The organism is Bacillus paramycoides (genome assembly GCF_001884235.1).
Classification (GTDB): Bacteria; Bacillota; Bacilli; order Bacillales; family Bacillaceae_G; genus Bacillus_A; species Bacillus_A paramycoides.
Genome location: NZ_MAOI01000101.1, coordinates 92,249 through 107,460 on the forward strand (window position 1 = coordinate 92,249; position 15,212 = coordinate 107,460).

Below are 15,212 nucleotides of genomic sequence, written 5' to 3' on the forward strand. Positions count from 1 at the left end.
CTTCAGTTTTTTTCTGTTGGTCCTGTTTTGGTTGTTCCGTTGTATCCGGTACGCTCGTATTTGGAGATGAATCACGTTTTTCACCTTTTATACGTAACTCACTACCTTCTTGAATAACACTACTTGGCATTTTAAATCGTGATGTATCTGTAGCTAACTCACCCATCATTTCTTTAAAAATCAATTGTGCAATTTTCGTATTTTTACTACTAATATACTCATTTTTACCATCTTTCATATATCCAGTCCATACTGCCATCGTATATTGCGGTGTATATCCTGCAAACCAACTATCACGAGTTGCACTTTCTGGAATTCCATATTGTGCTAGTTGTTTTGAAGAATAGTTAGTTGTACCTGTTTTACCAGCTACATCTAAAGAGGCCACATTTGCCGATGTACCAGTACCTGATGTTACTACAGAACGAAGCATATCAGTAATCATATATGCTGTAGAATCCGCCATAACTTGTTTTGGTTTTTGTCCAAAACTTTGTGACTTGCCATCTGGATAAACTACTTTCTTAACAAAATGCGGTTTCGTATACTTACCATCATTACCAAATGCCGCATAAGCACCCGCTATTTCAGTTGGTGATACTTCGTTTGTACCAATCGCTGTAGATTCTGTCGGTGCTGTATTAAATGTAATACCTAATTTCTCAGAGAAGTCTTTCGATTTACTAATTCCCACTTCTTTTGCAGTTTTAATTGCCGGAATATTACGCGACATTTTTAATGCTTCACGCATTGAAATTGGGCCTGAATAACTTCTGTCTGCATTTCGAACTTCTTGCCCCGTTGAATACTTAAATGGAGAGTCATCAATTTGATGGTACGTAGCCCATTTTAAATATTCAATTGCAGGAGCATAGTCAAAAATTGGTTTCATCGTTGAACCAGCTGCACGATCTAATTCAATTGCCATATTATGTCCTTTAAATACAGCTTTATTTTCACCACGACCACTACCTATAGCACGAACTTCTCCTGTTTTCGTATCCATAAATGTGAAAGCACCTTGGAAATTCTCATTCGGATAATCAATAATATTTGTATTTAAAATATTATCGGCCAATTTCTGTGCTTTTGTGTCTAATGTTGTATAAATTTCTAAACCGTCAGAACCAATATTAGCATCTGGTAATTCTTTTTCTACTTCTTTCACAACCGCATCCATAAATGCAGGATATGGCATTGTTTGTTGTTCAGCTGCAGGCTTAAGCCCATCTGTTACTGGAACTTTTGATGCTTCTTCCATTTCTGCCTTTGTAATATAACCATGTCGATTCATTAATCCTAGTACAACATTTCTTCTTTCTGTTGCCTTTTCAACATTTTCTTTTTTCGTTGGATCATAGTTATTCGGTGCTTTCGGTAAACCGGCAAGCATTGCAACTTCTGGTAATGTTAAATCTTTCAATTCTTTACCATAGTAGTTTTGTGCTGCTGTTGCGATTCCATATGAACGATTACCTAAATTAATTTTATTTAAATACATCTCTAATATTTCATGTTTTGAATATTGTTGTTCTAGCTTATACGCTAAATATATTTCCTGAACCTTACGCTTTGACGTTTTTTCCATCGATAAGAAGTAATTTTTAATAACTTGCTGCGTTATCGTACTTCCACCTTGAGAGCCATAATCTCCTTTAAGACTGACTAAAACCGCACGGGCAGTACCTTTAAAGTCTACCCCGCTATGCTCGTAAAAACGTGCGTCTTCTGTCGCTAAAAATGCATTTTCTACTAATTTAGGAATTTGATCATACGTAACATTCGTTCGTTTTTCTTTCCCATATTCATATACCAAATTCCCGTCTTTATCATAAATTTTTGAGGATAACGGATTAACAAGTTTTGCTTTCTCAAGTTTTGGTGCATCCTTTATCATAACGAAAAAGGTAGCAACCCCTGCCACTAAACCTACAATACCAAGTAGTAAACAACTGATTAAAAACTTACGAAAAAACGATGTTTTACCTTTTGGTTTTGTTTCTTTAGAAGCTGGCTGTTTTTTCTTTTGAACTTGTCGTCGCTCCTCTCGAGAACGATAATTTTCTGACATGTTACTTTCTCCTGCCTTTCAATTCTCCCATTGATTTACATAAAATATTGAGATCACCTTCACAAATATACTTATATTTAGAAAGTTTCTTAACCAGAAGCATTCAATATTTTCCCAATTCACAGATTATAAATTTTGGAATACTTCTTATACAAACTATATTCACCTCTATTTTTTCTAATAATACTGCTCCTTAAAGCATAGAATGTAAGAAGTGAATTTTAATACCTCGTATAAATAATATACCTTTTTTTCAAATGGTCAATATTTTCTTATTAATAAATCAAAGGTGAAATAAAAATAGCACAACTATATGTACTTCGTGTGAACTTCCTTATAATTACGCATAACGAACATTTAATATCTTACATATAAGTATAATACCTCTTTAATTATAAGGATTTCAATACCACAATCCCCTTATCTACAAGAAAACACCTTAAATGAAAAGTAAGGAGTTGCGTAATGATGAAATTATCTCCCGTTATATCAAAAAATATAGTTGCTGTTGGCTATAACCCTTTTTCTATGATTTTAAGAATCCAACTAAAGAATGGTATGTATGATTTCTTTAACGTACCAGAAAGCATTTACACCGGCTTATTAAACGCACAATCTAAAAGTTATTACCATAATACTTACATTAAAAATTCTTTCCGCTACACTAAAATTTAAACTTGAGTAACATACAAAAAAGAAAGGAGGAAAACTCCCCTTTCTTTTTTAATATTTTCAATATCCATTTACCTTCTATTTCTCTTATTAATTTCATCATACGCCTGAATCTGTCTTTTTAGGCGCCGATCGGCTTTTTTATCATGTACAACAAGAACTGCGTGTATAGCTCCTGGAACCCAGAATATTAGGGTTAAAATGAAATTAATAATCGCTTGAAACGGCTTTCCGCACAATAAAACAGCTACCGGCGGAAGAAGAATTGCCAATAAGTACATCATGCCTTAAAAACCCCCTTAATGTTTATTTTTCAATTTTCACCCATTCATTTCCTACACTTTCAAACCTACAAAATCATTTTATTTCCACAAGTACAAATTAGAATTCATTATTACGAATATCAGATATATAAGTACAAATAGATGAGAAACCATTCACTAACATACAGTAGCAATATTCACCTTTTCTTCTATTTACATATTCTACACCCATTTGAAAAAGCCTACAAAAAGAATTATCACATCAATCTTGTCCCACTTATAAAATTGAAATACTCCAAATTACAATGGAATGAGTATCTCAACGTCTTTTCTTAGATTCTAATCTTTCTTCTTCTATTATTTCGGTTAATCCAATTGCTGAAATAACAGTTCCTATTGCTTGTATCCAAATACCAATAAGTCCTATTATGCGTTGATTCTCTTTATCTTTACCGATGTCTTCATTATCCTTTTCTTCTTTTGATATATTGTAAATACCTTGATACGCTTGTAATCCCGCTCCTAAACTTTGCATAGAATTCCCTAGTACAATGACTCGCTGAATTGCATTCACCTCACGCAAGGCTGCTTCTACTCCTAAAAAAGCTCCAATCGATTGTAAACTGTTCCCTGTAATTATAAGATAATCATTTTCTTGCGTTTGTTCATTTACATTAAAATACGTTCCTATTACATTTGAAATATTACCTAAAGCTAATAGCTCAATCCCCGTTTCCCCTAACTCTTTACTTTTATTATCCATACGTTCATCTTGATTCCCTCGTTTACCTTCATCTTTTGTATTAATATATGCTACAATTTGTAATATATAGCCGAGGGCTTGTAATGAACTCCCTACAATAACCAGATCCGATTCAATCTTTTCTTCACCTATAAATCCTCTTGTTGTTCCAATAGCTGCCGTAAGATTTCCTCCTACTTGAAACCATGCCCCTGTCAATTCTAAACCGCGTGGATTCATTTCCCATCACCTATAATAAAATTTTCTTGTGCAATTAAAATAAGTAAATATCACCTTTAATTCATTATTTTATTTTTCATATGTAATTTTGTGCATCACATAATGTGCTACTATAGTGAAACTTTAATCAGTGGAGTTTTTGCCCATCCCCCGCTGATTATTAGCCCTCACCAATCGGACTTTTACCGGCAGACCTACCCTTACCTAAATTCTTTGCTTCCGCCAAATTTTGAGGTAGAAGTCTTACTGCCCACAAATAGCAGGATGATACAAAAAGAGCACCTTTCAGGCGCTCTTTTTTGGCAAGGAGTTTTTCGATGAAGATGTAATTAGCAAATGCTTCTTATATACTTTAATATATGCTTGTCCTTCAAAACAGTGAATACTATTTGACTTTTTTAGTTTCTCTTTTTGTTTATCAATCAAAAAAATCAATGTTTATATCATTATTATTTTTAAATTTCATTTTCTCTTTCCCGCATTTCTCACACCGATAAATATAGGCCACACCCAATTTACCATTTTTATAATCTTCATTATCCTGCATCCTAATGAAGCTATATTTATGTTTACAGTTCGATTCATCTAAATATTTTCCAATCCACTTTTTCAACATAATATAACCTACCCTATCGAAGAATTTTCACTTAGTCTAATTGCATACTTTTATGTAAATTCTCAATTTCATTTTGCAACTTTTTAAATTGTTCAAAATGCATTGTTATAGACTGACTACTATTATTATCCGCGTTGTGTTTTACTAACAAAACACCGGTATCATGAAAAATCACTTCGAGTTCTTTCCTTATAGATACTTTCGTAATATGTGCTGTTTTAATTGCCGATAAAATTGCTATTTCATTTAACTTTAATTTTATTTCATTAGGACAAAATGCTTTTTCAACCAATGTAACATCATTACTATAAATAAGTGCAACAAGATTACTTGATTTTGCATCTGTTAAATCTACTTTTTTCATAACATTATTCATAACATTTTGCCTCCTTGTTTTTTCGTATATATCAATTATACAAATTTATTCTTTTTAATGTTCAACTCTTCATTAATTTTAACATACTTTTTGATAAGTTGATTAAACAAAGCCTCAAACGTTTTTCTACTCCGTAATATTTGTTAAATGAACCCTTTGGACTAAAACGTCATATAGTAGTGTTAACAATTACTTAAAAAGTAGGTGAAAATCATGCCCTCAGTTGTAGGCAATTTAGTTGTACAAAATAGTAACGGATCTTTCAACTTAGGTGATTTCTACAATGTTTCTCCAAAAGAGAATACGAAAGCTTATAACGGCTCTGGCGCATCTAACGTTGGTTTTGTGGTTAATACTTTTAGTGGTGTTAGTGCAACGAATACATTCGATTCTGACCTTGCAGATCAAAACCAAGTTGGTACGGCCTAAACAATTCTTCAATCTTTTTTGTATAACATATTTAGATTTGTCCATACTATACACAGGCTGTTAAACAGCTATCGTTGATTTTTTGAGTACCAATCTCTTTCTCCCTTTCCCTGGGGCTAAGCAGCTAGCTTGTATCTAGCTGCTTTTTCATGTGGCTATTTCCTTATTCATCTCTACTAAGAAAAATAAAAGAAGCTAAATTTCAAAATCCAGCTTCTTTTATGTTACATCAATTATGTCCACAATAGAAAATACATACGTTTTATAAAAAGCATCTGTACAAACTACATCCTGCTGAATTGGATTTATATGAACCACTGTCATATAACTTGTAAGTATGTACCCTTCTTCAAAATATGTCACTAACATCTCTTCTTCAGACAATAATGAAGTTAACAATTTATCAGAAATTCTCTCTTTCGCTTCATTCGTTAATATCGGTCTCTTCACTCTTAATTTCTCTCTAATCCCCTCTCGCATACTAGGCAATTGTTCCGACATTACTGTAAACGGAACCCACTCTCTTCCTTTTGTCTGCATCTTTACTTGATTCATTTTCTTTATCCCCTCGATTTTTTATATCTATCGATTCTATATAAAAAGAAATTTCACTTTTAAATACACTCTGTCCATCTCTTATTTATAAGTAGTGTTCAAACTTACAATTATTCATGAATTGTAGGTATTAATTATGACTCCCCAACTTAAGAACATTTGTTCTAATTATACACGAACTAACGTTCTTAAGAAAGAGGAACATGCATATTTTTTTAGCAAAATGAAACTTAAATCAATATAGTTTGTCAATTCCCATTGATTATTCACCCTGACCAATTAAGTTTTTTACACTTCCTATCGCAAGACAAAATACGTGTAGCAACTACAAAAACGACTTCACCTGAAGTGAAGTCGCTTTTTTCTAATAAAATATATTTCTAACTTTACTTTTCTATCCTGACTAACGTTCTTTCCGGAATACAAATTTCATCTATATCAAAATGATTTATTTTTAATTTCAATCCCCCTACTTTTTTCCTTATCTTCATCACCACCCCAACAACTTAAGCATATACTTTTATTATGAACAAACTCACAAATCTTAAAAAGCTTATGATGTAAAACACTTTATTCCTCATAGTTTACTATGAAAAAGAAGCGCTTTTGGCGCTCTTTTTTCATACATAATTTTATTAAAAATCATTAAATCCAATCTGTATATATTACTCTACAAGGTATATAATCGACTATTGTCACTACCATTTAATTAATATGTATAGGCTGCATTATAATATGTAACTCCCTCTCTGTTTCTCCTTTTTTCGGATGCCGATAATACTCCAATTTATATTCTAATACTTTATACTCAACCATCCCAATCTTAATCCCTTTTGTTTCCTTTAATACAGCTAATAGATCGCTTATATTTTCATCTGATGATTCAAATATTTTCCCTCCGCCTTCTCTCTTAAAGATAACCTTCATATACTCTCCCCCAAGTTAACTTTATAATCTAGTAGCTAATAAGTCTAAAAACATTCATCCTATTTTTATTTATAATTTGCTTTCAAAAAAAGAACATCCTTTTTAATAGAATGCTCAGCTTTTCACTTCCTATAACATCAATATCTTTTCCAATAATATGATATGTATTATTCTTAAAATTATGTCTTTAATCCAGTTCATAAGGACAAATATATAATCATTTTTTCTTTGTTTGTAACATATATTAAAAATATATTAGATTTATATTTAATAAAATTAACCAACTAAAACATTATAATATCAACGTTTGCGAAGTCATCTTTTATTATTTTTCGTTTCTACCCATAATTTTCTATTGTAATTCTTAATATTTAAATGTAATATTGTATTGTCTTACTATCTATTTATAACTCACACACTAACTAGAAAAGGGAACTCTATATGAGTTCCCTTTTCTATTAAAAATTAAAAAACAGAAATCTAGCACTATGCTAAACCTCTGTTTTTTTCTTCTTAACCTTATTTATTTTCTAGGAATTTAAATGTATCCTTAAATTCATTATCTGTTACTTTAATATCCGCTTCTTTCAATAGATCATTGATTACTTGTTGTTTCCATTTACCTGTTGTATCTTGTATTCTTTGTTGTTCTAAATCTTTTCGGATTTTATCTTTCACTTCATCAAACGGTTTCAATTCTTTTTTATCCGTCACTTTTATTATATGGTAGCCGTACGATGTTTTTACTGGATCACTTACTTGTCCTGCATCTAATTTATACGCAGCTTCCTCGAATTCTTTCACAGTTTGACCAGGAGCAAAACCAGCAATTTCTCCACCCTGTTCCTTTGAACCAGGATCTTCCGAATATTGCTTAGCTAGAGCAGCAAAATCTTCTCCATTATTTAATTTCTCTTTTATTTCTTTCGCAGTTTTTTCATCTTTCACTAAAATGTGACTTACTTTCATTTCTGGCTTATGGTTATCTTTCACATCTTTATCTGTAACAGTCGCTTTAATCGCTTTCTCAAGTGCAATTTCTGGCTTCATTCTCTCTTTTAGTTCATCTTCATTTTTCAGTCCAGCTTGTTCTAAAGCCATTTTGAAATTATCACCCATTTGATTCTTTGCTGCTTCTACTTGTTTTTTAGCTTCCTCATCTGAAACTTTGTATTTATCTAGCAATGCTTTATTTAACATCATTTGATATAGAGTACTTTTTCCATATGTTTGTTTTAATTCTTTACTTAACTCTTTCTCTGTCACGTTTCCTACTTTTGATGTTGCAACGTTATCTGAGGAACCACATGCTGACAACGCTAGCGCCATACATGTAATAATAGTTCCTATTAAAAGCTTTTTCTTTTTCAATTCAAATACCTCACTTTAATAATTGTATATGAAGAACTATATATTGTTATTGTGAAATCAATGTGTTTTCCGTAAGTATATATTTTCATATCAGAAAAAAGCTTTATTAAATACTAAAAGCCAGCAGCTTGCGAGCCGACTTTTTTTAACATCATTTAATCTGCACATGCTCTTCTTTAATCCATTTATTCCCACCTATATCTACATATCCATCCTGACGATTCCAAATGCGATAAGGTACCTTCCCATCAACCGCTCCTGTATCATTTCCATTTGGTCCATCGTACGTTCTAATTTCATATCCAGGTGCGTATTTTGAATAAGCATAAAACCATTGTATATTAAAATGCTCTAGCTTGGCCCATTGTTGTTCACTGCCTAAACAAATCATATCTTTTTCTCCGCCTCCCCAATAACCTTTAAAGATTAAATATGGGGTTTTTTTCGTAATTCTGCCTGTAAACTGTGGATTTGCAGGATCTTCATATAGATTAATACCGTATCCATCAGCATATTTTGAAACAGCAATACCAATTCCATTTGATAGCTTTATATTTTCTATACTAGTTTGATTTGTTTGATTTGTACCTATAAACCAAGAAAGACCCTTATTTCCAATTAATTGATTCAAATCACATTTCCCAATACCAGGAACATTTCCTGAATCAGTATATTGCCAAATATCGCATGGATATGCTGGTTTATTCCCTCCGTAACGAGGAATCCATATAAAATCAGCATCAATATTACGCGCCCCAAAGGATACATACGTATGATGCCCTACATATAAACCAACCTTTTTCGCACCTAATCGGCGTAATTCATCAATAAAGGCCTGCGTCCCGCTCTGCATATCTACCACTGTTTGAACTTCTACATCTGCCACCCAAAATTTAGCGGATTTATCGCCTCGATTCCAAAAATCTTGCGCTTCTTTCTTTGCATCTGAAATAGATATAAAACGGCAAAATGCATAATTACCAAATGGTATACTACGTTTCCTCATTTCATTTACATAACTTTGATACATAAAGTCCACCGTATTCGAGCCGTCTTGTACTCTAGCAATAACTAAATCTAGCTCAGACGCTGCAATGTCCCAATTAATATTTCCATTCCATTTCGAAATATCTACAATATAACCCATTACTAATCAACTCCTTTTTATTATTAAATTCAAAGCTTGTTTTATTGTTAGACCCATATGCCTAATACCAACTCTCTATAAGATAAATAAATATAATCTCATCATTTTTTCAAAATATACAACCTATCTAGAATATTTTTCTTTATATTAAAAAGATAACTTCAACTTTCTTACATACTTCTTGGAAGTTAAACTAAAAGCCTTTTACTAATAACGTAAAACTATAATCAGTAGGGTCTTTTATCCCTCACGAATTATAACTCACACAAATCGGACCTTTACGGGCAGTAGGGCTCCTACATAGCTTTTTTACTTCTGCCGAATTTTGAGGTTGCTGTCTTACTGTTTATAAATATCGGAATAAAACTATAAATAATGTGCATACTATATGTAAGCTATTTTAGCTTACACTCATGACTGACCTCCAATATTTTTCAATCTCCCTGTAACTAGGCAGCTAAATAATTAAAGCTGCCTCTTTATAATTTCCTTTTAAAGGCTTATTTCATTACAATTTCCACTTATTTATGTATACAGAAGACTCACTATTTTAAAATCCAGATACATATATGAATCTGTTACCGTGTCTTTTGTTAAATCCAGTTATGAATCTATCGCATGCTTCATCTACAAAAGGATTATGTGCAATGCCCCCTCCAAGATCATGTTTTGTACAACGGTATCTTACCGTTGCGCGTGATATATCAAGTTTTCTAGCTATCATATTTGTACTCATGCCAGTGAATCTGAGTTTTATTATTTTCTCTACAATATTTTCATCTAACACTTTCCCGACACTTTTTCCACCTTGTTGATTTGTAAAAGTGTTTTGCGTATTCCCTTGCCATTCACCCACCTCACGATAATCTATCTCTTCTATAAAATAAAAAAGCAGCTGTTAGGCTACTTTAAATTCGTCTTATCCCCAAATGAAATGATATATATATTCTCCCGTTACGCTTTCATTAATCCCAGCAATCCTAGCAAATCTCATTAAGTCCGCCCCTTGAAGAAAATACATTGTGAGCGTAACTGGTACTTGTGACCACATAAATTGATAAAGCTCATTCACTCTCTGATTCGTCGAAATTATTAAATCATTTGCAGGTCCATTATTCCATACAGAAGTTCTAACTGAGGTGAACGGAAGGTCTTTCCCATTAACCACTATTCTTGCCACACTTTGAGTTATGTCCACAGCAATTCCCTCCGTCATTACAAAAATCAGATCTGTTTCTATACTCATATTCCTGACTATAATAAATGTTTAAGGCAAACCCCTATTTTTCACTTCTATTTAGAATAATTTTTTTGGAAAATAAGGATTTGTTAATGAAAATCTTGATTTTAATAATTTTAAAACGACTGTCTGTAATTGTAACGGATTCATTTCTAAGGTGCAAAATAATGAAAAACATACTATGCTAACAAGAACCATCTAGACTCCCATAATACACAGAACACTAAAGATCACCCAAACCCACTCATTCATTCCTTCCCCCTCCCTTTCCTATCAAGATGCTCATCGGACTCCCTTGTTACAAACTCTAGTCGCTCTTCTCTAGCTTCCCATTCCATTTGCTTCTTTCTCTTATCTTGCCTTAACAACAAACAAGACGCCACCTAGTTCACAGCAGCGCCTAACGAAGTGACTATAGAATTAATCATTAATAAGTATATCTGGACCCTTCTTCAACATATACGCGAAGCCCGAAATAAATACGATACTAAATATAATAATGGGAGACCACATATTAAAATGAAATTCTTTACCTACAACTAAATAATAGATGTTATGGACCAAGAAATTAGTACCTATGATATGGCGTATTCCTTTCTTTGAGAAAATAGTCTCGTCACGAGAGCACTTTATTAAGTGCTCTTTTTGTGTTCCAAACTAATACAAAATGAAATTTTTATATTAATCTTTGTTACACATTAAAAATTAGGAATTATATATTGAATACTAATTCATCAGACACGAATCATTTCTTATAAGGGCGCTCTTTACTTGCGCCCTTATTTAAATACTCAACTTTATTACGCCGCATATTTTTATAAATTGTATACAGTTCCATATGGAATTGTTGAAAAAGAAATTCCGTATGGCGTAATATGATGCACTGGGTGATAATACTCCATAAATGAATAATACGGTTGTATACCTTGTTGCATTTGTTGCTGTGCTTGTAACGCTTGTTGAACAGCTTGAATTGTACTTTGTGCCCCACTATATGTTATACCAGTAGTACCATACGCCGGACGCATACTAGCTCGGGGACTAAAATATGAATAAAACATTATTATTCAACTCACTTCCAAATAAGTTATTACAAAGTATGTTATGCGTATTAATTTCAGTGAGTGTTAAAACATAGTCCACTAGCTTTTATTCAAATAACGCTTTTATATGAAAGTCGTACACATTTTTGACACATCAACCATCACTATCACTTGAAAACTCGTGATAATATTAATTCGTCGAATACGCCAAATTTCGACATTGCACGACAACAATATCTCTCCTATAAAATCCCTGTCCCCGCAGGGATTTTCTCTTTTATTCATTATTTTTCTCTTTTGCTTCACAAAATAACTGAGTGATTTCATATACACCGTTTACGATACATTCCACCTGACTTCACTCCTTGAATAATATTTTGAAATCAATACATACTATTTCCAAGCCGCTTAATCCACGGCTGGTACTTCTTTCTTATATTACAGCAGAAGCAGGTAGGTTTATCACTTATCTGCTTTCTCTGTATATTTTTTAAAGTATCGAAAACACTACCTACAAGCTGTTTGAACTAGCAGCTTCACTCTTCTTGTAATGGGACAGCAATTTATCACAATTGACTAGCTCATTCGAATCGCTGGCAGACAACAAAAATTATTGTCTGCTTTTTGTATGAGAATTTTCATTTTACATATACTACTTTTGAGCCTGTTTACCAATGCAAGCCATTTTGGTATTTTGAATTCCGACTAAGCTTTTTTGTTGCATAGATTTTTACATCTTTGACAACACTGGTTATAAGCAGATTTTCTGTTTATTCGTAGTTCTAAACCAGAATAATTTTTCTCCTATTAAAGGACAGCAGGTACGACTGCTTGTCCTTTTTTCTTTACATCGCGTACTCTCCTTTTTGATAGCTCCGGACCGCATTACCCTCATCATCGAAATAAGCAATTTCCCAATAAGGATGGCAATTATATTTCAGAAGTTTGACACAGCTCTGGAAAAAGCTTATAAAGAAAAGTGGGGTTCCTGATATTCGGTTCCATGATCTTAGACATACCCATGCAACATTAATGTTGCAACAAGGTATTCATCCGAAGATTGTTAGTGAACGATTAGGACATAAAAGAGTAGGTATCACATTAGACACCTACTCACATGTTGTACCAGGCCTACAAGAAAAAGCAGTCGAAGATTTTGCAAACAATCTATTTCAAAAACACTAATGTTTGCAAATACGGATTTTGCATAAAAATACTAGCATATCCGTATGACAATGGAAGGAGTCAAAAACATGAGAGAAATCAAGTCTGAAAAGGAATTCAAAGACATCATCGCAAGCGAGGAGCCAGTAGTTGTTAAGTTCTTTACTACATGGTGCCCAGATTGCGTGCGTATGGACAACTTTATCGGAGATATAATGGAAGAGTTCAATAAATTTGAATGGTATTCTATTAATAAAGATGAGTTACCAAGTATTGCTGAAGAGTATCAAGTAATGGGTATTCCAAGCTTACTTGTATACCAAAATGGCGAAAAGCTAGGTCACTTACATAGTGCAAATGCAAAAACTGAAGAGCAAGTTACTGAGTTTTTAGAAGCTTACTAAGAAACGAAAAAACCTCTGGATAATTTTTCAGAGGTTTTTTATTTGTTTTCACAATGTTCTTTCGTATTTTTCATGTAAATGAACATATATTAATGCTTTTCTCCTCTTCTACTTCAAGAAATCATTTTTTATCATTTCTTATATACTCTTCCTCCGGGGAATTACAAACCATCATTTTGAGAAAAATATATACGAATGGTATTAATACGAATCATTATTGGCACCACTCCTTCCTTATGCCCTATTCATCATTAATTGTTTAACAACTTTCCACTTTGTACTTTTCAACATATTTTTCCTTAGCGAAACTTTGTTATCCCCTACTTAAAAAGCTATAAAACGTTAACAATGTTTGTATAGACCCACACGACTTTCATTTGATACTCTATTTATAGAAAGAAATTCCTTGTAGGAAGGTGAGTGATTAAAATGGATTCTCTTTCTCATAAAGAAGCTGATAAAGGTGCTATTGTCAGCATTATGGCATACATATGTTTATCCTCTATGAAAATCATCATCAGTTATATTACCCTCTCTAGCGCATTACGTGCTGACGGTTTGAATAACTTAACGGATATCGGTGCTTCTTTAGCTATATTAATCGGTCTAAAAATTTCTCGTAAGCCTCGTGATCCAGATCATCCATATGGGCATTCCCGTGCAGAACAAATCGCATCACTTGTTGCTTCTTTTATTATGGCAACAGTCGGATTAGAAGTTGTCATTAGTGCCATTCAATCATTTTTCAATCCGAAACAAGCAGCACCTAATGTACTTGCTGCATGGGCTGCTTTATTTTCTGCTGTCGTTATGTACGGCGTATATAAGTATACGAAAAAGATTGCAATTCAAACAAAGAGTAAGTCGTTAGAAGCCGCTGCAAAAGATAATTTATCCGATGCACTCGTAAGTATTGGTACAGTAGTAGGTATAGTCGGATCACAGTTCAAAATGCCTATTTTAGACCCCATTGCTGCTTTAATTGTTGGTCTTATTATTTGTAAGACTGCATGGGAAATTTTCGTAGAAGCTTCCCATATGCTAACGGATGGCATTGATCCTGATAAAATGGATGAATATGCTGATGCTGTAGGGCATATTTCAGGTGTAGAACATATTGTAGATATTCGCGCTCGTATGTATGGGAATCAAACGTATGTAGATATTACAATTGAGGTAGATGCTCAAATGGATGTTAGCGAAAGCCATTGCATTACTGAAAATATTGAAGATATGCTTCGAAAAAAATTCGAAATTTACCATGCTCACATTCATGTGGAGCCCATGCAAAAAGAACCTATTATGACATAGGTTCTTTTTTAATGAACGCCTTATGAAATATAACACATAAAACGAGCCAGCTACCGCCCGCTGCCCACCCTGCTAGTATGTCAGATGGATAGTGAACACCAAGGTAAATTCGGCTAACTGAAATAGATAATACAACAAAGCTTGCTATAAAAATAATCAACAACTTTTTATGCAATGAAATACGATCTTCTGTAATTGTGACGTATGCAATAAATCCTAAAAAGGCAGTAGCATTCATCGTATGACCGCTCGGAAAGCTATATCCAGTTGCTGTAACAAGCTGTGACACATCCGGTCTTGCTCGTTCGTACCATAATTTGAGCATACTGTTCAAATAACGAGATCCGTAATAATTAATTGTTAGAAGCAATGCACTTAATATTTTTTTTCTAACAAGAAAATACATTACGAGTATAATGAGTAACGGGAAATATATTCTTTTTGAACCGATAAAGGACACCCAAGTAAAATAGGCTGTCAAATAATCGTTTCGAAAACTTTGAATAAAGTGTGCGACTACATTATCAAATTTTTCAATACAAGCGGTATGATACGAAAGTGATAGTGCGACAAAACAAATGAGTAGTGTACAACTTAACAAGTATAAATGTCGATATCGTTTCACATACATAACCTCACTA

The 15,212-nt window shown here is 33.1% G+C and carries 18 protein-coding genes and 2 pseudogenes; 5 read left to right on the plus strand and 15 right to left on the minus strand.

Annotation, left to right across the window (positions count from 1 at the left end; genetic code table 11):
* Window positions 1-166: 166 nt before the first annotated feature.
* Window positions 167-2,071 (minus strand): annotated as a pseudogene (locus BAU28_RS21435) (transglycosylase domain-containing protein); the annotation flags it as partial.
* A gap of 465 nt (window positions 2,072-2,536) precedes the next feature.
* Between BAU28_RS21435 and BAU28_RS21440 the strand changes: the two are divergent.
* Window positions 2,537-2,746, plus strand: a complete 210-nt coding sequence (locus BAU28_RS21440) for a KTSC domain-containing protein (RefSeq protein WP_002171837.1) — start codon at window positions 2,537-2,539, stop codon at window positions 2,744-2,746.
* 68 nt (window positions 2,747-2,814) lie between these two features.
* On the opposite strand, the gene BAU28_RS21445 is transcribed toward BAU28_RS21440, so the two are convergent.
* The 4 genes from BAU28_RS21445 to BAU28_RS21460 all read right to left on the minus strand — a co-directional run bounded on the left by BAU28_RS21445 (window position 2,815) and on the right by BAU28_RS21460 (window position 4,980).
* Window positions 2,815-3,027: a YqaE/Pmp3 family membrane protein gene (locus BAU28_RS21445; RefSeq protein WP_002171836.1), complete on the minus strand. Its 213-nt coding sequence runs from the start codon at window positions 3,025-3,027 to the stop codon at window positions 2,815-2,817.
* 298 nt (window positions 3,028-3,325) lie between these two features.
* The gene (locus BAU28_RS21450) at window positions 3,326-3,988 is read right to left on the minus strand and encodes a DUF6944 family repetitive protein (RefSeq protein ID WP_071719907.1); all 663 of its coding nucleotides are present in this window, start codon (window positions 3,986-3,988) and stop codon (window positions 3,326-3,328) included.
* 418 nt (window positions 3,989-4,406) lie between these two features.
* Window positions 4,407-4,604 (minus strand): hypothetical protein, encoded by a 198-nt coding sequence (locus BAU28_RS31085; RefSeq protein ID WP_071719908.1) that lies wholly within the window; start codon window positions 4,602-4,604, stop codon window positions 4,407-4,409.
* Window positions 4,605-4,635: 31 nt separating this feature from the next.
* Window positions 4,636-4,980, minus strand: coding sequence for a hypothetical protein (locus tag BAU28_RS21460; RefSeq protein WP_002171833.1), 345 nt, complete (start codon window positions 4,978-4,980; stop codon window positions 4,636-4,638).
* Between the two features lie 213 nt (window positions 4,981-5,193).
* Here BAU28_RS21460 and gerPF point away from each other — a divergent pair, with 213 nt between their 5' ends.
* Window positions 5,194-5,409 carry a spore germination protein GerPF gene (gerPF, locus tag BAU28_RS21465; RefSeq protein ID WP_001141569.1) on the plus strand — a complete coding sequence of 72 codons (216 nt, stop codon included), beginning with the start codon at window positions 5,194-5,196 and terminating at the stop codon, window positions 5,407-5,409.
* A 219-nt stretch (window positions 5,410-5,628) separates the two neighbouring features.
* Here the strand turns inward: gerPF and BAU28_RS21470 are convergent, their stop codons facing one another.
* The 9 genes from BAU28_RS21470 to BAU28_RS21505 form a co-directional block, all read right to left on the minus strand.
* Window positions 5,629-5,964 carry a YolD-like family protein gene (locus tag BAU28_RS21470; protein ID WP_071719909.1) on the minus strand — a complete coding sequence of 112 codons (336 nt, stop codon included), beginning with the start codon at window positions 5,962-5,964 and terminating at the stop codon, window positions 5,629-5,631.
* 705 nt (window positions 5,965-6,669) lie between these two features.
* Window positions 6,670-6,891, minus strand: a complete 222-nt coding sequence (locus BAU28_RS21475) for a hypothetical protein (protein ID WP_025151297.1) — start codon at window positions 6,889-6,891, stop codon at window positions 6,670-6,672.
* Window positions 6,892-7,410: 519 nt separating this feature from the next.
* On the minus strand, window positions 7,411-8,262 hold the full coding sequence (locus tag BAU28_RS21480; protein WP_071719910.1) for a peptidylprolyl isomerase PrsA: 852 nt from the start codon (window positions 8,260-8,262) through the stop codon (window positions 7,411-7,413).
* A gap of 151 nt (window positions 8,263-8,413) precedes the next feature.
* Complete coding sequence (locus BAU28_RS21485) at window positions 8,414-9,409, minus strand: glycoside hydrolase family 25 protein (RefSeq protein WP_071719911.1); 996 nt, start codon at window positions 9,407-9,409, stop codon at window positions 8,414-8,416.
* A gap of 550 nt (window positions 9,410-9,959) precedes the next feature.
* Window positions 9,960-10,265 carry a hypothetical protein gene (locus BAU28_RS30020; protein WP_071719912.1) on the minus strand — a complete coding sequence of 102 codons (306 nt, stop codon included), beginning with the start codon at window positions 10,263-10,265 and terminating at the stop codon, window positions 9,960-9,962.
* A gap of 63 nt (window positions 10,266-10,328) precedes the next feature.
* Complete coding sequence (locus BAU28_RS21495; RefSeq protein ID WP_244158169.1) at window positions 10,329-10,625, minus strand: hypothetical protein; 297 nt, start codon at window positions 10,623-10,625, stop codon at window positions 10,329-10,331.
* Between the two features lie 272 nt (window positions 10,626-10,897).
* Window positions 10,898-11,020, minus strand: coding sequence for a hypothetical protein (locus BAU28_RS31340; protein ID WP_255300234.1), 123 nt, complete (start codon window positions 11,018-11,020; stop codon window positions 10,898-10,900).
* A 49-nt stretch (window positions 11,021-11,069) separates the two neighbouring features.
* Complete coding sequence (locus BAU28_RS21500) at window positions 11,070-11,282, minus strand: hypothetical protein (RefSeq protein ID WP_071719914.1); 213 nt, start codon at window positions 11,280-11,282, stop codon at window positions 11,070-11,072.
* 182 nt (window positions 11,283-11,464) lie between these two features.
* Complete coding sequence (locus BAU28_RS21505; protein WP_033718933.1) at window positions 11,465-11,710, minus strand: DUF3947 family protein; 246 nt, start codon at window positions 11,708-11,710, stop codon at window positions 11,465-11,467.
* Window positions 11,711-12,628: 918 nt separating this feature from the next.
* Here BAU28_RS21505 and BAU28_RS21510 point away from each other — a divergent pair.
* The 3 genes and pseudogenes from BAU28_RS21510 to BAU28_RS21520 all read left to right on the plus strand — a co-directional run.
* Window positions 12,629-12,877: pseudogene (locus tag BAU28_RS21510) on the plus strand (site-specific integrase); the annotation flags it as partial.
* A gap of 68 nt (window positions 12,878-12,945) precedes the next feature.
* A complete protein-coding gene (locus BAU28_RS21515) occupies window positions 12,946-13,260 on the plus strand; it encodes a thioredoxin family protein (protein WP_071719916.1) in 315 nt (104 codons plus the stop codon).
* A gap of 429 nt (window positions 13,261-13,689) precedes the next feature.
* Window positions 13,690-14,571: a cation diffusion facilitator family transporter gene (locus tag BAU28_RS21520; RefSeq protein ID WP_071719917.1), complete on the plus strand. Its 882-nt coding sequence runs from the start codon at window positions 13,690-13,692 to the stop codon at window positions 14,569-14,571.
* On the opposite strand, the gene BAU28_RS21525 is transcribed toward BAU28_RS21520, so the two are convergent.
* Window positions 14,561-15,196: a phosphatase PAP2 family protein gene (locus BAU28_RS21525; RefSeq protein WP_071719918.1), complete on the minus strand. Its 636-nt coding sequence runs from the start codon at window positions 15,194-15,196 to the stop codon at window positions 14,561-14,563. The two genes, BAU28_RS21520 and BAU28_RS21525, sit on opposite strands and share 11 nt — an antisense overlap.
* Window positions 15,197-15,212: the final 16 nt, after the last annotated feature.